Source organism: Rothia sp. HMSC065D02, assembly GCF_001815285.1.
Classification (GTDB): domain Bacteria; phylum Actinomycetota; class Actinomycetes; order Actinomycetales; family Micrococcaceae; genus Rothia; species Rothia dentocariosa.
The window spans coordinates 388,749-411,170 of the sequence record NZ_KV820092.1 but is presented as its reverse complement, the minus strand read 5'-3'; the positions used below and the strand labels follow the sequence as shown (position 1 = coordinate 411,170).

Genomic DNA, 22,422 nt, shown 5'->3' with positions numbered 1-22,422 from the left:
CCTCAGACTCCCACACCCGCACCAGCACCGGCTCACTCACACGAGACACCTCGGTTCCGAAAAACTGCCACGGCCCACCATCAATACTGTACTGACCCGCATACGTCACCGTGACATAGGCATGAAAATTCCCCACCTGCGGATACGCATAACTCGTCGACGTCTCATGCAAGGATTGACCAGAATACTGTGAAGACACCGAGCTACCAGCACTATGTGTTTTTAGATCGTGCCCGTCTCCATACTCATACCGGTACGCCACCGGTACCGCCCGAATCCTGGTATGCCCGATAGGTAGGTCTCCCTCAAAAATATTACTGCTGCCTTCTAGAGTAGTGTAGAAATTCGTTTCCTCACCCTTGCTCGTGTGCGGTGGATGTGCACTATCCAGGGTCAGGTGCGGATGCGCCGGGATCAACTCCAGCAAATGAGTGCGCATCTCGGTGATAATCCGCTCGTACTCGCTTTGGGCTTGCTGTGCTGCTTCCGGATCGTTCAGGGTGCAGGTATCACCGAACAGATGATTCGTAATCGTCTCCCCAACAGGTTTAGCCTGACCATCATCAGTAAATTCTTTATACTGGCCTACACGCCCATCCCGACTAACACAGTACGAACCATCATTGGCAACATCAAATCTAAACGACTTATTAGCACCACTTTTATCTTGAGCGAACCCAAGATTCCCATGATGATGCTCCCGATACCATCTCGTCCACTCATCTTGACGACGTTCATTATTTTCCTGAGACGTGTGCAGATCGGCATTTGGATACTGTCCTATATTTTGCTCTGGCGCCTGTCTCCCACCGCGCCACTGTTGGCTTTGAGATATCTCCTGCTCTGAACACCATAGTGAAGCATCCGAATTACCGCAGAGAGGATCACCCATAACCGGAACACCTTGAAAAAGTGAGGCACATACCAATGATGCAACCATTAGGCATGGAAGAGCTCTATTCTTCATTCTTCTCACCCTTCATATCCAAGAACTCAACGCTATCGATAAGCCACCGATTCCCATCATGGTGAAGAGTCATCATATACCAGTTATTCTCGTAATCTTTATTAACAACTTCCTTATAGTGCTCTCCATCAGCCTCAATATAGATGAGATGTGGCCAAGCCATGAAGAACTTCCACTTATATTTACCACCACCGTGGTTAATAGGCTCACCATGGAACTCGTAGCCATGCACATCTCCACCTACAATCCACCCGCCCTTTTTATAAAGACGAGTATCAAAATCATAGGTCTTCTGTTCATCTGTGAAGTTCTTACTGATATATTTATAGGCCTCTTTGAAGTCCCCGGTCTGAAGCCCGTAGTTACGCCATTCCGTCCACGCCTGCACCGTCTTACGCATCCCCTCCAAGGAAGCATTCGTATACCCCTCCTCCGTCTTGGGCTTCGGAACATTCTGCGCAGGACCATACACATCAGCGGCACGAAATTCTCCATCTGGTGCTTTCGAGTTCCCCGAATAATGCGGCGGCACACTCGACGACGGCGATGGGCCATTACTGGATGAAGCAGAGGCAACGACAGTCGCAGAAGAGAAAGAACTCGAACTCTCAGTAGCCATTCCAGCAGGCTTCGAGTCCTCCCCACACGCAGATAGCAACACAGCAAACCCAGAAACGCCCAAAGCGCTCATAAGGGCACGACGAGACAAACCAGGGATACGAGTATTCATCGGTGAACACATCCTCAAAAAAATTGTGGCTGGGTGAATAAGATAAGACCAACTCTGAAAACCACACGTTCCATGCGCCATTCCTCCGATGGAACAGCTTATTCGCACGTACTAAATGGACTCAGAAGAAGTCATATCTATTACTCTACGATGATTCAAAATATTTAGCGATTCACCCGCGACATATATAACCATTTATCAATAAACAACTCTGTGGATTTTATTCAAAACATTAAAGATATTAGACTTTCGAGTTTACATTTAAAAACTCAACTTCCACGCAGAACCACTCTTAAGAATTGCACCCAAAAGACTATATTTAGATAACGCACACAATGACACACGCCCTATACACTCTGAATACAACAGAGACCCTTATACAAAACCCGCCCGGCGCCTCCTCATAGAGTACGCCGGGCGGGTTTATAGTCTAAAAATTGCTTATGCTGCGTGCTGGCATGTGGGGCATGCGCAGTCATCACATGCGCAGTTGGCGCAAGAATCATTGCAGTGTGCGCATTCGCAAACCGCATGGTTACAGGTCGGGCAGGTGCAGTTATCGCAGGTGCAGTTGACGCACAGGTCAGAGCAGTTGCCGCAGGAGCATACGTTGCACTCATCGTAGTGCCCTTCGTGCTCGCGGTGCGCGTGCCCGTCATGCAGGTAGTCTACGTGATCTAAGTGAATAACTGCCTGGTGACCGCATGAAGGCCCGTGGGTATGTGCGTGGCTTTCGGAATGACGGTGGGGTGCAACGGTGGTCATGATCTCTCCTCAGATAAACCGAGCTAATCGCCGGTGTGTTTCGTATGTTCGTGCACATCCTTCACAATGTGACTGATGTGGTGGTCTAACAATTTGTAGATAGTGGTTCTGCCGTGCTGCTCCCCTTCAACAACATGCGCCTCTCGAAGGATGCGCAAATGATGCGAGGCGAGCGGCTGCGAAATACCCAAGCAGGTATGCAGTTCGCTCACACTATGTGGACGCTCCACCAAATGGTGTGCAATCGCAAGTCTTAACGGATTAGCGAGTGCTGAGAAAATTGCTACGGATGCGCCGAATTCTTGATCCCAGTCTCGTGGTTCCGTCTGACCCGAACCGTTATCCATAAACATAATTTTATATAAACGCCTTTTTATAAGTCAATACGCTACAAACTTCTCACCAAATTGTGACATTAACGTACTGACTAGGCGTTTTCCTCCTTTACATGAAATATAGGCTGTCCCAAGACGTCACAGTCCTCTTAGACTATGTGCCCCATCGTTTCCGTTTATTCTCACTCTAGCAGGCTCCCTTCTCCGTCAAACCTTAGGTTACGTTTCCTAACACCCCCTTATCGCGCACAAAGGTTCAGGTCAACAAAAGTACCTGCATCCTCTCCTTTACATGGGTGAGGATGCAGGTACCTTAAATACAAAGCGGGGAACGAAAGCGCAGACCATACGGTACTGCACTTTTTTGCAGCGTTTACCCAGCCATCTGAATAAACCTTGTGTTATCCGCTATAAGGCTGCGAGCACCTATTACTGATAGCGCCAATTCCTTCAATGCGGGTTACGAGAGTCTGCTCAGGCTTAAGCCAGTTCCGTGGGTGCAACGAAAGCCCTACTCCGGCGGGAGTTCCGGTAGCGATGAGGTCGCCAGGTTCTAGGGTCATGAACTGCGAAATATATGAGATAAGCTGTGCAGAAGTAAAAATCATGTCAGAGGTATTACCGTGCTGACGTACCTCGCCGTCAACTTCGCAGGTAAGCTCTAATCCGCGAGTCGGGTCAAGTTCGTCCGTCGCAACAATATAGGGACCAAACGGTGTCATGCTATCCCAGTTTTTACCTTGAAACCATTCGCTAGTACGTCCCTGCCAGTCGCGCACCGAAACATCGTTAAGAATGGTGTACCCCAACAGTCCAGCGAGCGCATCTTTTTCATCTACCCGGCGCATCTTTTGCCCAATAACAAGGCAAAGTTCGACCTCCCAATCTATTTTTGTGCTTCCGGTTTCGTTTGCAGAAGGCATTTGAATTTCTTCGTTGGGGCCGATGAGCGCATTCGGATATTTCGTGAAGATGGTGGGATATTTTGGGATTTCGAGTCCCATTTCTTCGGCATGATCGCGGTAGTTGAGCCCGGCACAAAGGACTTTTCCAGGGCGGTCCAGCGGTCGTACGAAAGGTAGGGTATTCCAGAGTTCTTCGCCATGTCCTAGAGTTGTAGCACCGTTTTCGCGGAGGATGCTCACCGCGTTGGCAGGGTTGCCGAAGTTGGTGCGGTAACGGCTGTAGAACTGGAGTAGGGGTGAGAGTTTTGCGGGGAGTTCATAGATGGTTTCTTCGTGCATGCAGACGGCGCGGCGGCCTTTGTCGTCTTGGATTTGTCCCCAGCGCATATGCTCTCCTTGAGGTGTGAGGGCGGTCGTATTACCAGTCTACGGTGAACTTGTCTTTATTGTCTCGCTAGGGGTGCCGTGCAGCTGCATGGATTATGTGGGAACCGCCGGATGTCTTAGCTAGTCATAAGGCGGGAACGCCGCCTTGGTGCATAACGGCTATTTGAAGCCGTTCTGTGCATAAATCTCTAAAATCGCGTCTTCCAGGTCTTCCATGAGCAGAGCGGGGTTTGCGTCTTCGGCGGCACCTACAGTTGCAGGGTTAAGAGGCATGCCTAAAGCATCGTATACTCGCAAGGTAATCTCGCGTAGAGATGCCGAGTTATATACAACGATTCCGGTGCTGAACCACCAGCCACCCTGAATAACGCGCTGTGCGGTCCCCACAAGTTTGATGCGCTCCCCAGAGTGTTCGCCGCCTAGCCGAGCGTATACGGAGTATTCACCCGGGCAGTATTCTTGGGGGATTTCGCCGACTGCCGCATCCACCCCGACGAGTTGCAGGGCTTGGGCGTACATTTCTCCGAAAAGTTTGTAACGCAGGTTGTTGCCGGTTTTTGCGTCTTCGGCGGGCTGAAAATGATCGATGACGAGGCAGCCGGTGTGGTAGGCGGCCGCGTGACCGCCTACTTTACGCACGAGTATGTCGTACCCGAGATCACGGCACGCCTGCGCGGCAGCGGTAAATCCTGGATTGAGCTCATCGCGACGGCCGAAGGCGACGGTAGGGTTCGGTTGGTAGATGCGCAGGGTTGCGGGGCGTTTTCCCGCAGCGACCTCGCGCAGCATTGCCACGGTATCGTCGTGGTGCATCAGAAGTTCACCGGATTTTGGGCCTTGTTCACGAAGGATTTCCACGGATTTTATTCTACCGGGTTGGCCCATCATTCCCGACTGTTCAGCGAAAGTAAGGGAAACCAAAGCAGCCCTGTGTTTTTGCGGGCAAACCCTTTTCTGAAAGGTGAGTCTAGACGTAAACTTAAAACGTCTGAACGGTATTCCCACATAAACCATCAGATACCAACACATTCACAGCATAAGAACGCTGACGAAACCGTATGCACACTGCACGTGTGTGCCTATCAAGTTTCGTTTCAAAGGAGTACGGACATGAGCCAATCGTCCTCGACATCCGAGCCCGATGCCACCGCTCGCCATGAGCAATCGCAACCTCCCGAAAAACCCAAGCAGGCTAATACTGCTCTCATCGTCAAAGTTGCGGTGATTCTCGCCATTACTATAGCCATCTGGTTTATTCCCGTACCTCCAGGGGTGGAACCACGTGGCATGCATATGCTCGCTATCTTTGCCGGTACTATCCTAGGTCTTATCTTCCAGCCGCTGCCAACCCCATCAGTGGCGCTTATTGGTCTCGGCGCCGCAATGATCACCGGTACCATGAACGCTAAAGAAGAGGCGCTTAAAGGCTTCGGCAACGACTCAATCTGGATTATTGTTGCCGCGTTCTTTATTGCCGATGGGTTCCTCATTACCGGGCTAGGGAAGCGCATTGCCCTATTGTTTGTGCGCATGCTCGGTAAGTCTTCCCTCGGGCTTTCTTACGGCATGGCGATCACAGACCTCGTGCTTGCACCGGCGACTCCTTCAAATACGGCTCGCGCGGGTGGCGTGATTTACCCAATTATTCGCTCTCTTGCTGAGGTGAATGGCTCTACCAACGAGACCCCCGAGAAACGCCGCAAGCTAGGCTCTTATCTGCTCATGACTGAGGCGCAGGTCAATACCATCACTGCCGCAATGTTCGTGACAGCAATGGCTGGTAACCCGCTGGCTCAAAAATTTGCTCAAGAAAAAGGACTGCATCTGGACTGGGGCACCTGGGCGCTTGCCGCATTAGCCCCCGGTTTGGTCGCCCTTGCCGTTATGCCTTGGTTTATCTCGAAGGTATACCCGCCGACTATCAAGCACACCCCTGATGCTCCCGACCATGCGCGCAAAGAGCTTGCCGAGATGGGCCCCTTAAGCGTGCCGGAGTGGATTATGCTCGGTACCTTCGTACTGCTGTTAGCCCTATGGATTGGCGGCACGTCCTGGGGTATTAGCGCGACCAGTGCAGCCTTCTTCGGCATCGCAATTCTTCTCGTGACTAAGGTGCTCACCTGGAAAGATATGGCGAATAACTCCAGTGCTTGGTCCACCCTCATTTTCTTCGCGGTGCTTGTGGGCATGGCGGATCAGCTCAAGAAGCTCAAGGTTGTTGATTGGGTAGGCGATCGCGCCGCGCACAGCGTTGCGGGTATGTCCTGGCCGCTTGCCTTCGGCATTCTGATTCTGGTGTACTTCTACATTCACTACATGTTTGCTTCTAACACCGCGCAGATTGTCGCCCTCTATGCTGTATTCCTGGGGGCAGCAATTTCGGCGGGTACTCCCCCAATGTTCGCCGCACTTTTCCTCGGCTTTACCGGCAACCTTATCGGCGGTATCACTCACTATGCCTCTGGACCGGCAGGGGTGTACTACGGATCGGGGTATTTCAGTGTGGGTGAATGGTTCAAGCTGGGTTTCTTGTCTTCGCTCATAAATATGATTATTTGGGGTGTTGTGGGCACCGCGTGGCTATTCGCTCTCGGATACGCTACACCCTAGTGAGCGCTCGCTAAGCTCTTCCGGTCTATTCAGCCACATAAGCTCCGGGCGCTGAATCCTAGAAAAGGGTTCACGCCCGGGGCTTTTTATTTCTACCGACATTCTGCATGCTGCCTGCACACCCAAAAAGCGCCCGATACAGCGCGGCGTAAACAAAGCCGATACACCAGGGTTCTAGCGTTGAAACTTAAGCCATCTTCCGTAATCTTACTGCTCATCTCTGCAGGAATATGCGCTAAAACTGTTAGGGTTGTTGTACAACAACGGCGATGTGTTCTATCCGCCATATACGTATTCCCCATCTAAGCATTAACTGTCCGCCATCTACGGGAGAGCCCCATGCATCAAGACCAGCATTTCACGCATGACACCCAATCGCTGCCCATCATCAAACCCCACCTGCACGGTGCGTTTCCCCCAAATTTTCTGTGGGGAGGCGCTTCCGCAGCCAACCAGTGTGAAGGTGCCTGGGATGAAGGCGGCAAGGGTCCCAGTATTCAGGATGTACTCCCTCACGGAGGGCTGAGCCCACGAAGTGCCGCGCCCACACCCGATAACCTCAAACTTGAGGGCACCGATTTCTACCACCGCTACCCCGAAGACATCGCTCTCCTTGCGGAAATGGGGTTCAAAGTATTCCGGTTCTCCGTCGCTTGGTCACGTGTCTTCCCAAACGGTAACGAAACAGAACCAAATGAGGAAGGCCTCGCCTTCTACGACCGTGTGCTTGATGAACTTGAAAAATACGGCATCGAACCGCTCATCACTATCAGCCACTACGAAACACCGCTTTACCTTGCAGAACAATACAACGGCTGGGTAAGTCGCGATCTTATCGACTTCTACGAACGATACTGCCGGGTACTCTTTGAACGCTACGGCCACCGCGTAAAATACTGGCTCACCTTCAACGAAATCAATTCGGTGCTGCACCTACCGTTTATGTCTGGCGGTATTAACACCCCCAAAGAACAGCTGAGTGAGCAAGACCTTTACCAGGCAATTCATCATGAGCTTGTCGCCTCAGCGCGCGCTACCCGTGCTGCCCGTGAGCTCGTACCTCAAGCCCAGATTGGCTGCATGATTTTAGCAATGCCCACCTATCCGCTCACACCATCACCCCAGGATGCGCTCGCCACCCTGCACGCCGAACACGCGAACTTTGCCTTCGGCGACGTGCACGTTCGTGGAACCTACCCCGGATATTTCCTACGCATGCTCCACGAAAAAGGTATCGAGCTCAACATTACCGAACGAGATCGGGAAGACCTCAAAAATACGGTCGATTTTGTCTCGTTCAGCTACTACATGTCCACCTGTGCCAGCAGCGACCCAAGCCGCGGCGAAAGCAACGAAGGGAATATTCTCGGTGGAGTATCTAACCCAACATTGACCGCTTCCGAATGGGGATGGCAGATCGATCCTGTCGGGCTGCTTATTGTACTCAACCAGTACTGGGACCGCTGGCAGAAACCTCTTTTCATCGTCGAGAACGGCTTAGGCGCACGCGACGAACTTGTTGAGGTCGATGGTGAAATGACTGTGATCGATGATTACCGTATAGATTATCTGCGGGCACACCTGGAACAGGTGCGCGAAGCTATTGCCGACGGTGTGCAGCTACTCGGTTACACTACGTGGGGCTGTATCGACATGGTTTCAGCGTCTACAGCGCAGATGTCGAAACGCTACGGTTTCGTCTATGTAGATCGTAATGACGATGGTTCGGGATCGCTCTCCCGCTACCGTAAGAAGTCTTTTGAATGGTACCGTCGAGTGATCGCATCTAACGGTGCGGAGCTTGAGAACTCCTAGTAAATCTTGTGAGAAATGCAGGGTTGGTCTTCGGGTAAGTTTCCGAAAGACCACCCCCGTGTTGTGGGCGCTCACTGAAATTCTCTGACTCTCACCAAAAATTTACGAACCTTACGATGCTTCATCGAGCGGCATATCGTGCATGCTCGTTGAGACAAACTCCCACCATGTAGGGATGAATCCGGCTGCCAAAGCCACGCGCTGTGAGAGCACATGTGAAGGACTGGTTCCATAAAATGGAACACGCCCATCGGCAAGAACCATTCGGGAAAGTTCATATACAAGATGCGTAGCAAGCCCTCGTTGTCGTACCTGTGGCAGCACATCAATACCGATTTGACGCATCAGTGGCGAATCGTCGCTTGCACCCGCCATTGCTAAAGGATCTGCCAAAGCAGTGGCGGCGTCAGGGTCAAATGCGGCAAGGACCATAATATCGGGGCGACGATCGCTAAACCCTAAGGCGTTCGAATACCGTGGATCGCCACGAAAACGCTCGTACTGCTCGGGTTGAAGGAACTCTATTCGCACCGAGAATTCCGAAACCGCCGTATCATCTTCATCTGCCCCTAAAGCATCTGCCGAGGCGTTCGGTACTTTCGTCACCGTGTGAAGACTGCAAATATGTTGCCGTAAGGATTCGCGAAGCGCCCCGCTATCCACCCGGCGCATCATGCCGATTCCGGGTACCGCGCATTTAACCTCTTGCGCCGGAACATCCGGCGGAACCACAGATTCAAGCAGGTTGCGTGAAGGCGTGTAATATACGCTTGTTCCGCTCACCTGCTGGCTGTAAGGGGTCAAGAGTTCATTCAGCTGGCGTAACGGTGCATAATCGCCCAGCCAATTTGAGAGATCCCCACGCATATACTCAGTGGCCGTTTTCAAAACCCGGGGATACTTTGCGCAAAGCAACCCCACGCCCAGATAGTTACCTACCCGAAGTTCCCAGGTATCAGCGTTGCGGCGGCGGGATGCGCTCATCTCTTCCGCTGGAAGCTGCAGTGCACTCAAGACCTCAGCACCCAGATTCTGTGCTTGAGAGATAGCTCCCGCAGGTAAACAGAAATCTGCCTCTAACTGAGCAGCAAGAATATGGCGTACTCTGTCGAGAGTTGTTACAGCACCGCGCATTTGCGCTCGCGGATGATTACCTGAAATATGACTCACACCAAAAGTTCCTTGATGAAACGTCCGGTATGAGATTCCTCAACCTGTGCGACGTCTTCAGGCGTTCCTTCGGCGATTACGGTGCCTCCACCATCGCCACCCTCCGGACCCATATCAATAATCCAGTCGGCACATTTAATGACATCAAGGTTGTGTTCAATTGTGATAACGGTATTGCCCTTATCAACGAGAGACTGAAGCACAGTTAAGAGCTTACGGATATCCTCAAAATGCAGACCCGTTGTAGGCTCATCAAGCACATAGATCGAACGACCGTTAGAACGCTTCTGCAGCTCTGCGGCAAGTTTCACGCGCTGCGCCTCACCACCTGAAAGCGTGGTTGCGGGCTGCCCTAGACGAATGTAGCCAAGCCCCACATCAACCAGCGTGTTCAAGTGCCGAGCGATCGGGGTGAAGGCCGCAAAAAATTCTGCAGCTTCCTCCACCGGCATTTCAAGCACATCAGAAATAGTCTTACCTTTGTAATGCACTTCGAGGGTTTCGCGATTATAGCGTTTTCCCTGGCAGGTTTCACAGGGCACATACACATCCGGCAAGAAGTTCATCTCAATCTTGAGGGTACCGTCACCCGAGCATGCTTCGCATCGACCGCCTTTAACGTTGAACGAGAACCGCCCGGGCGTATATCCGCGCACTTTAGCCTCATTCGTCTCGGCAAAGAGCTTACGAATATGGTCGAACACGCCGGTGTATGTCGCAGGATTCGACCGCGGAGTACGCCCAATAGGCGATTGGTCAACGTGAATAACCTTATCCAGATGTTCCAGACCGTCTACCTTCTTGTGCCGTCCTGGAACCTGTTTTGCACCGTTGAGTTTATTCGCCAGTGAGGTATAGAGAATATCGTTCACGAGGGTTGATTTACCCGATCCCGATACGCCTGTGATCGCGGTAAAAACACCTAGGGGGAAGGTAACATCAACATTTTTGAGGTTGTTCTCGCGAGCTCCATAGACCTTTAACACACGTTTACGGTCATGTGGGCGGCGTTTCTTTGGAACTTCAATAGAGCGCCGACCCGCCATATAATCACCGGTTATCGACTTTTTATTGGACAAAAGTTCTTTGTAAGTGCCCGAATGGACGATTTCACCGCCGTGTTCGCCCGCACCTGGTCCGACATCAACAATCCAGTCGGCTTCCCGCATCGTGTCTTCGTCATGTTCCACTACGATGAGGGTGTTTCCCATATCGCGTAGCTTTGTCAAGGTATCGATTAGACGTCGGTTGTCGCGCTGGTGCAAACCTATAGAGGGCTCATCCAACACATAAAGCACGCCAACGAGCCCGGAGCCAATCTGGGTTGCCAGTCGTATGCGCTGGGCCTCACCGCCCGAAAGCGTGCCAGCAGAGCGTGATAACGTCAGGTAATCGAGCCCTACGTCCAAGAGGAATTGCAAGCGTGCATCAAGCTCTTTAAGTACCTGGTCGGCAATCTTAGCCTCACGAGGAGTCAGCTTTAGGGCGCGCATAAAATCTAAGGCGGTACGAAGTGGCATAGCGGTTACATCCGCAATGGATTTACCCTCAATTTTGACGCTGAGAATAGTAGGGTTCAGCCGCGCACCGTGACATACCGGGCATGCAACCTGACGCATATATTGTTCGTAGCGATCACGCGCAAAATCAGATTCAGTTTCTTGATGTTTACGCATGATATTGGCTTTAACACCCTCAAACCCGGAAGTATAGCGGCGTTCGCGTCCAAAACGGTTGCGGTACGAGACCTCAACTTTAAAATCTTTGCCCTCCAGAATTGCTTTGCGAACTTTGGCAGGAAGATCTTTCCACGGAGTGTTAAGATCAAATCCGAGCTCTTCGCCGAGACCTGCAAGAAGACGCAGCCAATACTCGGTGGTAGATTTTCCCTGCGACCACGGAGCAATAGCACCTTCACCCAGAGTCATGTCTGGGTTGGGTACTAAAAGATCTTCATCAACTTCAAGCCTGGAACCAATACCATCGCAAGCTTGGCATGCGCCGAAGGGCGAGTTGAAGGAGAAGGCACGCGGCTCAATAGTGTCCACCTGCAGGGGGTGATTGTTGGGGCAGGCAAGGTTTTCACTAAATGTTCGGGTGCGTTCGGGTGAATCTGCCTGTACATCTACGAATTCGATGAGCAAGCGGCCATCGGCTAGTCTGAGTGCGGTCTCCACGGAATCGGTCAGTCGCTGGTGAATACCCTCCTTAATCACGATACGATCTACCACAACGTCAATGGTGTGTTTGTATTGTTTCGCTAGTTTAGGAGGATCCGAGAGTTGAACTGTTTTTCCGTCCACCCGGGCACGCGAATAGCCCTGTGTCACCAAGTCTTTGAACAGATCAACAAACTCACCTTTGCGAGCTGATACCACGGGGGCAAGAACCTGCAAACGCGTACGTTCGGGGTATTCCAGCAGTGCATCGACAATCTGCTGCGGGGTTTGCTTGGTAATTTCTTCACCACAGACAGGGCAATGCGCACGTCCTACACGGGCCCACAGCAGGCGCATATAATCGTAAATCTCGGTGATGGTGCCTACCGTCGACCGCGGGTTTTTCGAAGTAGATTTCTGGTCGATAGAGACCGCTGGCGATAGCCCCTCAATAAAATCAACATCAGGCTTATCTACCTGCCCAAGGAACATACGTGCGTAGGAAGATAGTGATTCAACGTACCTGCGCTGTCCCTCTGCGAAGATGGTGTCAAAAGCAAGTGAAGATTTACCCGATCCCGATAGACCCGTAAAAACTACCATTGCGTCACGTGGAATCGTAAGATCAACATTTTTGAGGTTGTTCTCACGGGCACCCTGCACACGAATGCTACTCAAGTCGTTTGACTGCAAAGGGGTGGTTGCTGATCCAGCGCGGGGAGGCATCGAAAATCCTTTCGTCTATCTTCGAATCTACATTCTACGCTCTTTCGGCGGGGATAGCATGCTTTATGATGCAGGTTTGACTCGTGGCGAACTTTTTCCTGGTGACTTTCATTCCCGTTACCCCCTTATACCTGCCGCTAGAAACGGGATATACACCGCATCAGTACACTGGATATATGGCTACTTATCCCGAATCAACTCTTATCTTCGAAAATCCGGAATTTACGGTACGTGCCCTAAGCGTCTCAGACATGGATAACAGCGTCTACCTGATCACGATTCGCCATACTGGTGAGCAAATGCTGATCGATCCCGCTTATGATGCGGAAGCACTGTATACCTTCACGCTTGAGGCAATCATGCAGGACTGTCCAAACCTAGCCCTTACAGAAGAGAACGACCGCCGAGTGCGCATTCTCGAATCTGAAGAAGATTTCGAACCTATCCCCCGCCGTGCTCTTGGCGTGACGGGTATTATGGTCACCCATGGGCACTGGGACCACATTCGTGCTCTGCGCGAGCTTGAATCTCTCACCGGTGCCATTACTTATGCAGGATCCGCGGACGCCGAGGCCATTCGTGCGCAAGAAAATTTCACGGTCGAAAACGAGTTAAACGGCGGCGAAGTTTTTGATTTTTGCGATACAGAGCTGCAGGTGCGCGCTATTTCCGTTCCCGGGCATACTCCTGGATCCATCGTATATTCTGTGCAGACCACATGGGAAGATGACTCCCCTGCTACCTTGCTTTTCACCGGCGATGCGCTCTTCCCCGGCGGCGTAGGCAAGACCGATTCTCCCGCGCAGTTTGGCGAACTTTTCTCAAACGTTCTTGAAAAGCTCTTTGGAAACTTTGATGATGAAGCGATTGTGCTTCCGGGTCACGGGCGTTCCACAACATTAGGCACCGAGCGTCCGCACCTTGAAGAATGGGGTTCACGGGGCTGGTAGCCCAGTACATCCTGTAGGCTTTCTAGCAGCACAAGTCTGGTTAAACAAAACGACCGCGCTACCATAGCGCGGTCGTTTTATGACACCCGGGGGTATCTATCACTCACTCAAACACAAGCAACTCGAGGACAATTCATGAAACCTTCGATCACTTGATAACTCAAGTTTAGCCTACTTTTGGGTCGGTTTTCTACATGGTTTTCACTCTCCAAAAACCTTAGATAAGCTGAGCGCATATTTGTAACCATTCTGTTATTTTTACCCCGCATGAAAGCAGGGCATTTAAATACCAATCGAGATTTTATTGATTTTTGTATGGCGTAAATCACTAAAACTTTTTTCTGGAAGTTCCGCGTCATACAGCCATTTTTCAAGGTATACCCCTAAATAACAGTATTGTTAAACCCGCGTAATCATGCGGGTTCTATACACCAATTGGTCTGTTTGAATGGTTTTTTCGCAACACACACGAAATCGGTAAAAACTACCCCTCGGTACAGCCCGCGAAGACACAGAAAAGGTGCCGTGCGCATCCCAACATAACGAGGATGCCCACGGCACCTTATCAAGCTTGCCTTCGTCTTTTATGGGCGAAATATGACCCAGAAACCACTACGAAAGACCGATCATCGTACCGTTTTCATCAAAGCCAATACGCTCTGCAGCAGGGCTCTTGCTCAGACCGGGCATGGTGCGCATCGTGCCGCAAATAGCGTAAACATAACCGGCACCTGCGGCAAGACGAACCTCGCGCACAGGCAAAGTCCAGCCGGTGGGTGCACCCTTGAGGGAAGCATCAGAAGAGATCGACAGGTGGGTCTTTGCAATCACCACAGGTAGATGCGAATACCCCAGATCGGCAAAACGCTTAAGCTGCTTTGCCGCTGCGGGAGCAATCGAGATACCGTCTGCCCCGTAAACCTTAGTAGCAACCTTCTCAAGCTTAGTTTCGAGAGAATCCTCAAGATCATAGGTGTACTCCAGGTTCGAAACGTCGTCGCAAGCCTCAGCAACCACATTTGCCAGGTCAATCGTACCCTTGCCACCCTCAGCAACACCATGATGGATAGCTACGCGAGCGCCAGCCTCTTCGGCAATACGGCGAATAGCTTCATGCTCAGAATCGAAATCGGTGGGGAACGCGTTAATAGCCACCACCGGCTGCACACCGAAGTTACGCACAATCTCAATGTGCTTCTTCAGGTTAGTAGCCCCTGCTTCAACGTCGGCAGGGTTCTCTTCAAGCATGCCTTCGGGCAGAGGCTTGCCCGGTACGATCTTGTACAGCCCAGAGTGGGATTTGAGGGAACGTACGGTGACAACCAGCACAGCGGCATCAGGCTTCAGCCCTGAGATTCGGCATTTAACGTTAAAGAAACGTTCAGCACCCATATCTGCACCGAAACCTGCCTCAGTAATCACGTAGTCGGAGTATTCCAAGCCAACGTAGTCAGCGACAACTGAGGAGTTGCCGGTAGCGATGTTCCCGAAGGGTCCCGCGTGAATAAGTGCCGGAGTGTGTTCGAGAGTCTGAAGCAGGTTGGGGTTAATGGCATCCGCCAGAATAACAGCCATTGCGCCATCAGCCTTCAAATCGGCGGCGGTGACTGCCTCACCATCGTAGTTCAGACCGATAACAATCTTCGCCAAACGTTTGCGCAGGTCCTCAAAGGAGGTTGCCAGCGAAAGAATCACCATGATTTCAGAGGCACTGGTAATATCAAACCCGGTCTGTCGGGGCACGCCGTCAATACGCTCACCCAGACCGACTACGATGTTGCGCAGGGAGCGGTCGTTCATGTCGATAACGCGGCGCCACTCGATAGCACGGGGGTCGAGACGCAGGTCATTACCCTGGTGCAGGTGGTTATCGATCATGGCGGCCAAAAGGTTGTGGGCTGCGGTAACGGCGTGGAAATCACCGGTCAGATGCAGATTTAGCTTCTCCATGGGAACTATCTGCGAATAACCGCCGCCAGCGGCACCGCCTTTAATACCGAAGGTTGGTCCCATGGCAGGCTGGCGAAGCGCCAGCGCAGCTTTACGTCCGGTCTGGGCGAATCCCTGTGCTAGCGAGACAGAGGTTGCGGTCTTACCTTCGCCGAGCGGTGTGGGAGTTACAGCGGTAACGACAATGTACTTGGAACCGCGCTTTTGGGCGGTTTCTGCGTTGGTGCTTTCGTCGAGCAGGACCTTGGCAACATATTTACCGTAGGGCTCCAAACGATCTTCGCTGATGCCGTTCTCGGCGGCTATTTCGGTGATGGGCTTAAGCTCAGCAGCGAGAGCAATTTCGAGGTCGGAAGGGAAAGGCTTGTTCGTCATCATTGTCCTTAACAAGTAGAAACCAACAGTTCCATATCCCATTCTATGCTCTAGCTCACGGATTGTCGCCTAAATTTATATGTGAGATATACGGCGAGGAAAATATGCCATCTTGCGGAAGGTCTCTTGACACAATGTTCCCAGGTCAAAGACGAAGCAACTCCCACGCTCATGATTCAGTTGTTCATGCTCGCAGGAGTTTCTTCGCTCGACAGTAAATATAGTTACTACATCGTCAGCAGCACCTTGGTCGCGGTACGCTGATCCATTGCCTCATAGCCCTTGGGAGCTTCGTCGATGGGCAATACTAGATCGAAGACCTTACCGGGTTCAATCTCACCCTTGTAAATCAGGTCAATCAGGGTCGGCAGGTACTTGCGCACGGGGGCGGGGCCGCCCTCCAGGTGAACCTGCTTGAAGAAGAGATTATCGGTGCCGATGGCGCTGTCGTGCGGCACACCCACGAAGCCGATGTAGCCGCCGTGGCGCACGCAACCGAGTGCCTGGTCGAAGGACTGCTGGTTACCAACAGCCTCCGCGACGCCGTGTGCGCCCACACCGTCGGTGAGCTCCAGAACCTTGGCGATGCCCTCTTCGCCGCGCTCTTCCACGATGTGGGTTGCGCCGAATGCCTTAGCGAGCGCCTGACGTTCAGGGTTGCGGGACATGATGATGATCTTCTCCGCGCCGAGCTGCTTAGCGCCGATGACTGCGCTCAGGCCGACTGCACCGTCACCAACAACCACGATGGTCTTGCCGGGGCCTGCCTTCGCTGCATCTGCTGCGTACCAGCCAGTGCCGAGCACGTCGGACGCCGCCATCAGGTGCGGGATCTGCTCTTCGGTGGGGGTTGCGGGGGTCTTGACGAGGGTGCCGTCTGCGAAGGGTATGCGGGCGTATTCTGCCTGGGTGCCGTTGGAGCGCATACCGATGAAGGCGTCGCCTGCTGCGCTTGCCTTGAGGCAGCGGGAGGGGTAGCCTGCGGTGCAGATTTCGCACTCGCCGCAGGAGATGCAGAAGGAGCCTACGACGAAGTCGCCGGGGGCTACGGTGGTGACCTCGGAGCCGATTTCTACGACCTCGCCGATGTATTCGTGGCCCATTGATCTGTGGTCGACGGGCTCTGCGTCTGCGCCGCGGTAGGGCCACAGGTCGGAGCCGCAGATGCAGGATGCTGCGAGCTTGATGATGGCGTCGGTGGGTTCGAGCAAGGTCGGCTTCTCAACTTCGTTGACGACGACCTTACCGGGGGCTTCCATGATTACTGAACGCATTAGCTGTACTCACTTTCATGTAAATTCTTTAGGTTTTAACCAGTCGTTGTATTAGAGTACGCCCTTCGAGTTACTCGAAAGCAAGCACCATGGAAGATAAAAGCTATGTTATTCCACATCTATTTTTGAGAATAAAACTTAGTATCTTATACCTTTGGGGTGCCGTGAGATACTGGAATTATGAGTTACAGCGTCAAAGAAATCTCAGAAAAGCTTGACATAAGCCCGCATACGGTACGGTATTACAGCGACAAAGGCCTTATTCCCACTGTGCAACGAGATGAACATGGACGGCGTGTTTTCACCGAAGAATGCGTGGGGTGGTTTGAAACGATTCACTGCTTACGTGCATGCGGTATGAGCATTAACGATGTCAAAGCCTATGTAGACCTCAGCCGTCGTGGCGTGTCTACAGCATCGGAGCGTTTACACATTATCGAATATTACGCACACGTTGCCCGTCAGCAGCTACTTGATGCTCAGCGAAGGATTGATTTTGTGGACCGAAAAATTGCGTACTACCAAGATTTAATGGCGCAAGAGAATAAGAAGCATGCATAACCTAGCGCTCAATTTATTAGTGAATATCGAATATAAATCGGGGTACCTCACACCATTTTAGGTGAGGTACCCCGATCATTATTCCTCTCAGAGAGTATGTGTGAAAGACCCGTCTACCCAAGCTATCTTTTGATACTCTCTAGCATTGGATCTCGCCACCTTACACAGGCTGGATCTTCTTCTTATTCATGAAGGGTTACCTGCGATGCAGGAAGCTGCTGCACCTTCAAGGACGATGCAGGAGCATTGGTGTAAACCCTTACCTTAACGGTGCGCCCTTCCATGGTGCACTTATCGGGCGCTCCAAGCACGGAGCCCTCAACAGTGGCCACGTGGAGAGTACCGTTACTTTCAGCAGCTTCGGCACGTACATCAAAACAAGTTGCGGTACCGGTCGGTACGCTAAAGGTAATCTCATGATCACCCGTCACCTCATAATCCGACCAGTTAACAACATGTTCATGTTCCAAGGGGACGGAGTTCGAATCATGTACTGCCGGAGCTGAGATACCTGCATCCGAGCTAGTTGCCGGAGGAATGACCGGAACGAACGCCTGCACATAGGCAGAAGCTGCGGGGGCGGACAGCATCGAAGCGCCCAACGCGAGAGAGACGGCACCGACCCCGACCAAGGTGGCACGCCGAACGGCTGACAGCGTAGTCTTAAACATGAGCATCGCTCCTTTGCTCGACAATTGTTTGCACCTCCACCCTATAAGTTTTTAAATCTCAAGTGAAGAGTTACATAAAGATGACACACCCAAGATTTAAAAAAATTTTTACGAGTCTCCTAGACTCCCCTGAATTTGACGCACAAAACCCGTATATTCCCTATGTTTTCAAGGAAATATACGGGTTTCTTAAAGTTATATCTTCCTGATCTCAGGATCAGTTTTTGAGACTAAAAATCCCAGTCCTCATCCTCAGTGTTCACGGCTTTACCGATCACATAAGATGAGCCAGATCCCGAGAAGAAGTCGTGGTTCTCGTCGGCGTTGGGCGAAAGAGCCGATAAAATGGCAGGCGAAACATTGGTCACGCTCGCGGGGAACATCGCTTCATACCCCAGGTTCATGAGAGCCTTATTCGCGTTGTAGTGCAGGAACTTCTTAACGTCTTCGCTCCAGCCCACACCGTCATAGAGTGAATGCGTGTAAGCTACCTCATTCTCATACAATTCGTACAGCAGGTTGAAGGTGTACTCCTTAAGTTCTGCCTGCCGTTCCGGGCTCTCTTTTGCTAAACCACGTTGGAATTTATAGCCAATGTAGTAGCCGTGAACAGCCTCGTCACGAATAATCAGACGAATCAGATCGGCGGTATTCGTCAGTTTAGCGTGTGCCGACCAGTACATGGGCAAGTAGAACCCTGAGTAGAACAGGAAGGACTCCAGCAGCGTAGAGGCAACCTTCTTCTTGAGCGGATCATCCCCCGTGTAGTGTGCGAGAATAATCTTCGCTTTCTTCTGCAGGTGCTCATTTTCGGAAGCCCAACGGAAGGCATCGTCAATCTCTTTAGTCGAACTCAGAGTCGAGAAAATCGAAGAATACGACTTAGCGTGCACCGACTCCATGAAGGCAATATTGGTGTATACGGCCTCTTCGTGCGCAGTGACTGCATCCGGCAAAAGAGACACAGCACCAACGGTGCCCTGAATAGTATCCAGCAGAGTCAGCCCCGTAAAAACACGCATGGTCAACTCTTTTTCTTCTGCCGTCAAGGTCTTCCATGAGGGAACATCATTGCTCAGCGGAACCTTTTCAGGCAACCAAAAGTTACCGGTCAAACGGTCCCATACCTCAAGATCCTTATCATCTTCAAGACGGTTCCAGTTAATAGCCTCAATCGGGTGGTCGACGAGGTGCACTTTTTCACTCATGTGTATCTCCCAGATTGGATGTCACGCCCACACAGGCATGTAATATTTTCTAAGTTACCAAGCGAGTCTGTTTCGGGGTACAAGAAGAACCTCTTGCACCCCGAAACCCGTAAGATGCTGACTCATTTACAGCATGCAGGATACGCAGCCCTCAACTTCGGTGCCTTCAAGAGCCATCTGACGCAGGCGAATGTAGTAAATAGTCTTGATACCCTTACGCCATGCGTAAATCTGGGCACGGTTAATATCGCGAGTGGTCGCAGTATCTCGGAAGAAGAGAGTCAAAGACAGACCTTGATCCACATGCTGCGTTGCCACGGCATAGGTATCAATGATCTTCTCGTACCCAATTTCATAGGAATCTTGGAAGTATTCCAGGTTATCGTTCGTCATGAACGGTGCCGGGTAGTAGACACGCCCCAGCTTACCTTCCTTACGAATCTCAATCTTAGAAGCAATCGGGTGGATCGAAGAAGTCGAACCGTTGATATACGAGATAGACCCGGTGGGCGGAACGGCCTGCAAGTTCTGGTTGTACATGCCGTATTGGGCTACATCGGCGGCAAGTTGAATCCAATCTTCGCGGGTCGGAATATGATGCTTAGCAAACAGCTCACGCACCCGTTCGGTCTGCGGTTCCCATTCCTTCTCAATGTACTTGGCGAAGAACTCACCGTTAGCGTACTTTGAACTCTCAAACCCTTCAAAGGTCACGCCGCGCTCCTTGGCGATCTCCATGGAAGCACGAATAGCATGGTACGTCACCGTGTAGAAGTAAATATTGGTGAAGTCCAGACCTTCTTCGGAACCGTAGTAAACGTGCTCACGCGCCAGGTACCCGTGCAGGTTCATCTGCCCCAGACCGACCGCGTGGCTCATATCGTTACCGCGTTCGATAGACGGCACGGAACGAATATCGGATTGGTCGGAAACTGCGGTAAGCGAACGAATAGCGGTTTCAACGGTTTTCCCTAGGTCGTCACCGTCCATGGTCATTGCGATGTTGAGAGACCCAAGGTTGCACGAAATATCTTTCCCAATTTCGGCGTAGCTCAAATCGTCGTGGTAAATCGACGGCTTTGAAACCTGCAGAATCTCCGAGCAAAGGTTAGACATGATGATCTTGCCTTCGATCGGGTTAGACCGGTTAACCGTATCCTCAAACATCACGTAGGGATACCCAGACTCGAACTGCACCTCAGCAATAGTTTGGAAGAACTCGCGCGCGTTGATCTTGGTCTTGCGAATCCGCGAGTCATCCACCATTTCGTAGTACTTCTCAGAAACGTTGATATCTGAGAAAGCTACTCCGTAGATACGTTCTACATCGTAGGGCGAGAACAGATACATGTCTTCGTTACGCTTTGCCAGCTCGAAGGTGATATCAGGAATCACAACGCCCAAAGACAGGGTCTTAATGCGCACCTTCTCGTCCGCGTTTTCACGCTTAGTATCTAAGAAAGCATAAATATCGGGGTGATGCGCGTGCAGGTAAACCGCGCCTGCACCCTGACGAGCACCCAACTGATTTGCATATGAGAACGCATCCTCAAGGAGCTTCATCACAGGTATAACACCGGATGATTGGTTCTCAATCTTCTTGATGGGAGCCCCAGACTCACGTAGGTTCGTGAGGGCGAACGCAACACCACCTCCACGTTTTGAAAGCTGCAGGGCAGAGTTGATGGAACGGCCAATCGACTCCATATTGTCCTCAATACGCAGCAGGAAGCAGGAAACGAGCTCACCACGCTGCTTCTTACCAGCGTTCAGGAAGGTCGGGGTTGCGGGCTGAAAACGACCGGAAATGATCTCATCTACGATCTCTTCTGCAAGTTTTCCATTGCCTTCAGCAAGAAGCAGAGCCACCATGCATACACGATCCTCGAAACGCTCCAGGTAACGCTGACCGTCAAAGGTCTTGAGCGCGTAGGAAGTGTAGAACTTGAAGGCGCCTAGGAAGGTGGGAAAACGGAACTTGGCAGCATAGGCACGTTTGAAAAGAGACTTCACAAAGTCAAAACTGTACCGGTCGAAGAGTTCCGGCTCGTAGTACTGATTCTCAATCAGGTACTCGATTTTTTCTTCGAGATCGTGGAAGAAAACCGTGTTGTTATTAACATGCTGAAGAAAATACTGACGTGCGGCTTGACGGTCGGCGTCAAATTGGATCATGCCGTTTTCATCGTAGAGATTCAGCAAAGCGTTCAGCTCGTGGTAACTCATACCTTTGAACTTGTCAGGTACCGCTTTGGAGCTGTGTCCGGCACCGAGAGTCTCTAGCGCTGAAGGCAGTTTTGCGTCCAAAATTCTTCCAATCCTTTGTTTACTTTTTCGACATCTGAGGGGGTTCCCATAAGCTCGAACTTGAAGAGCAAGGGAACATCGCATTTCTTCGCCACAATATCTGCTGCGATTCCGAAGAGAGATCCGAAGTTTGTATTTCCCGATCCGATAACGCCGCGAAGCTGGCGACGGTTTTCTTCGTTATTCAGGAATTTGACGACCTGCGGGGGAACATTGCCTGCACCTTCAGGCTTCCCGTATGTGGGTACGCACAGCACAAAGGGTTCGTGCATAACGGGAGTCTCATCCTTAGTTCGCAGAGGAAGGCGCACGTTCCGTGCCCGTAGTTTCTCAACGAACTTATGAGTGTTGCCTGAAATTGAGGAGAAGTAGACAACGAGCGGCGAATCCTTACCCAACGAGCTTTGAGTCGCTCGGACCTCAGCGGCATCACGTGCCTGAAGAATAATCTTCTGAATCTCAGCGTTCTCATGCGTAGGATTTTGCGCGAGGGGGGTGCTCATATTTCTCCTTACTCCACGATCGAATACCCACGGAAATTCTGTGGGTTGAGTCGT

18 protein-coding genes are annotated in these 22,422 nt (G+C 51.5%); 5 read left to right on the top strand and 13 right to left on the bottom strand.

Annotated elements, in window-relative coordinates:
* Window positions 1–892, bottom strand: an 892-nt coding sequence (locus tag HMPREF3016_RS09260) for a hypothetical protein (protein ID WP_070741802.1), incomplete at its 3' end; no start/stop codon positions are given.
* A gap of 64 nt (window positions 893–956) precedes the next feature.
* Window positions 957–1,697: a DUF6318 family protein gene (locus HMPREF3016_RS09255; RefSeq protein ID WP_070448465.1), complete on the bottom strand. Its 741-nt coding sequence runs from the start codon at window positions 1,695–1,697 to the stop codon at window positions 957–959.
* A 510-nt stretch (window positions 1,698–2,207) separates the two neighbouring features.
* Between HMPREF3016_RS09255 and HMPREF3016_RS11170 the strand changes: the two genes are divergently transcribed.
* Complete coding sequence (locus HMPREF3016_RS11170; RefSeq protein ID WP_004004779.1) at window positions 2,208–2,378, top strand: hypothetical protein; 171 nt, start codon at window positions 2,208–2,210, stop codon at window positions 2,376–2,378.
* Window positions 2,379–2,485: 107 nt separating this feature from the next.
* Here the strand turns inward: HMPREF3016_RS11170 and HMPREF3016_RS09245 are convergent, their stop codons facing one another.
* The 3 genes from HMPREF3016_RS09245 to HMPREF3016_RS09235 all read right to left on the bottom strand — a co-directional run bounded on the left by HMPREF3016_RS09245 (window position 2,486) and on the right by HMPREF3016_RS09235 (window position 4,947).
* The gene (locus HMPREF3016_RS09245) at window positions 2,486–2,809 is read right to left on the bottom strand and encodes an ArsR/SmtB family transcription factor (protein WP_246828531.1); all 324 of its coding nucleotides are present in this window, start codon (window positions 2,807–2,809) and stop codon (window positions 2,486–2,488) included.
* Window positions 2,810–3,198: 389 nt separating this feature from the next.
* The gene (locus tag HMPREF3016_RS09240) at window positions 3,199–4,089 is read right to left on the bottom strand and encodes a fumarylacetoacetate hydrolase family protein (protein ID WP_070741796.1); all 891 of its coding nucleotides are present in this window, start codon (window positions 4,087–4,089) and stop codon (window positions 3,199–3,201) included.
* A gap of 159 nt (window positions 4,090–4,248) precedes the next feature.
* Window positions 4,249–4,947 carry a lipoate--protein ligase family protein gene (locus tag HMPREF3016_RS09235; protein WP_070524026.1) on the bottom strand — a complete coding sequence of 233 codons (699 nt, stop codon included), beginning with the start codon at window positions 4,945–4,947 and terminating at the stop codon, window positions 4,249–4,251.
* 252 nt (window positions 4,948–5,199) lie between these two features.
* On the opposite strand from HMPREF3016_RS09235, the gene HMPREF3016_RS09230 reads away from it, so the two are divergent.
* Together HMPREF3016_RS09230 and HMPREF3016_RS09225 are read left to right on the top strand one after the other, a co-directional pair.
* The gene (locus HMPREF3016_RS09230; protein WP_070741793.1) at window positions 5,200–6,699 is read left to right on the top strand and encodes an anion permease; all 1,500 of its coding nucleotides are present in this window, start codon (window positions 5,200–5,202) and stop codon (window positions 6,697–6,699) included.
* 339 nt (window positions 6,700–7,038) lie between these two features.
* Window positions 7,039–8,514 (top strand): glycoside hydrolase family 1 protein, encoded by a 1,476-nt coding sequence (locus HMPREF3016_RS09225; RefSeq protein ID WP_070741791.1) that lies wholly within the window; start codon window positions 7,039–7,041, stop codon window positions 8,512–8,514.
* Window positions 8,515–8,625: 111 nt separating this feature from the next.
* Here HMPREF3016_RS09225 and HMPREF3016_RS09220 read toward each other — a convergent pair whose 3' ends face one another.
* Both HMPREF3016_RS09220 and uvrA read right to left on the bottom strand, forming a co-directional pair.
* Window positions 8,626–9,684 carry a GNAT family N-acetyltransferase gene (locus tag HMPREF3016_RS09220; protein ID WP_070741788.1) on the bottom strand — a complete coding sequence of 353 codons (1,059 nt, stop codon included), beginning with the start codon at window positions 9,682–9,684 and terminating at the stop codon, window positions 8,626–8,628.
* Window positions 9,681–12,569 (bottom strand): excinuclease ABC subunit UvrA, encoded by a 2,889-nt coding sequence (uvrA, locus tag HMPREF3016_RS09215; RefSeq protein WP_048752037.1) that lies wholly within the window; start codon window positions 12,567–12,569, stop codon window positions 9,681–9,683. Before uvrA ends, HMPREF3016_RS09220 begins: the two co-directional genes overlap by 4 nt.
* A gap of 176 nt (window positions 12,570–12,745) precedes the next feature.
* Here uvrA and HMPREF3016_RS09210 point away from each other — a divergent pair, with 176 nt between their 5' ends.
* Window positions 12,746–13,519, top strand: a complete 774-nt coding sequence (locus HMPREF3016_RS09210; RefSeq protein ID WP_070742060.1) for an MBL fold metallo-hydrolase — start codon at window positions 12,746–12,748, stop codon at window positions 13,517–13,519.
* A 612-nt stretch (window positions 13,520–14,131) separates the two neighbouring features.
* On the opposite strand, the gene HMPREF3016_RS09205 is transcribed toward HMPREF3016_RS09210, so the two are convergent.
* Window positions 14,132–15,844, bottom strand: a complete 1,713-nt coding sequence (locus HMPREF3016_RS09205) for a formate--tetrahydrofolate ligase (protein ID WP_048755301.1) — start codon at window positions 15,842–15,844, stop codon at window positions 14,132–14,134.
* A gap of 227 nt (window positions 15,845–16,071) precedes the next feature.
* The gene (locus tag HMPREF3016_RS09200) at window positions 16,072–17,118 is read right to left on the bottom strand and encodes a zinc-dependent alcohol dehydrogenase family protein (protein ID WP_048755300.1); all 1,047 of its coding nucleotides are present in this window, start codon (window positions 17,116–17,118) and stop codon (window positions 16,072–16,074) included.
* Between the two features lie 180 nt (window positions 17,119–17,298).
* Between HMPREF3016_RS09200 and HMPREF3016_RS09195 the strand changes: the two genes are divergently transcribed.
* Complete coding sequence (locus HMPREF3016_RS09195) at window positions 17,299–17,679, top strand: MerR family transcriptional regulator (RefSeq protein ID WP_048752873.1); 381 nt, start codon at window positions 17,299–17,301, stop codon at window positions 17,677–17,679.
* Window positions 17,680–17,861: 182 nt separating this feature from the next.
* Here the strand turns inward: HMPREF3016_RS09195 and HMPREF3016_RS09190 are convergent, their stop codons facing one another.
* The 4 genes from HMPREF3016_RS09190 to nrdI form a co-directional block, all read right to left on the bottom strand.
* Window positions 17,862–18,350, bottom strand: coding sequence for a CTP synthase (locus tag HMPREF3016_RS09190; protein ID WP_238382356.1), 489 nt, complete (start codon window positions 18,348–18,350; stop codon window positions 17,862–17,864).
* Window positions 18,351–18,580: 230 nt separating this feature from the next.
* On the bottom strand, window positions 18,581–19,558 hold the full coding sequence (gene nrdF / locus HMPREF3016_RS09185; protein ID WP_070741785.1) for a class 1b ribonucleoside-diphosphate reductase subunit beta: 978 nt from the start codon (window positions 19,556–19,558) through the stop codon (window positions 18,581–18,583).
* Window positions 19,559–19,684: 126 nt separating this feature from the next.
* The gene (nrdE, locus tag HMPREF3016_RS09180) at window positions 19,685–21,865 is read right to left on the bottom strand and encodes a class 1b ribonucleoside-diphosphate reductase subunit alpha (protein ID WP_037230970.1); all 2,181 of its coding nucleotides are present in this window, start codon (window positions 21,863–21,865) and stop codon (window positions 19,685–19,687) included.
* Window positions 21,838–22,368: a class Ib ribonucleoside-diphosphate reductase assembly flavoprotein NrdI gene (gene nrdI, locus HMPREF3016_RS09175; protein ID WP_070741782.1), complete on the bottom strand. Its 531-nt coding sequence runs from the start codon at window positions 22,366–22,368 to the stop codon at window positions 21,838–21,840. The genes nrdE and nrdI overlap by 28 nt, the downstream gene beginning before the upstream one ends.
* Window positions 22,369–22,422 lie beyond the last annotated feature (54 nt).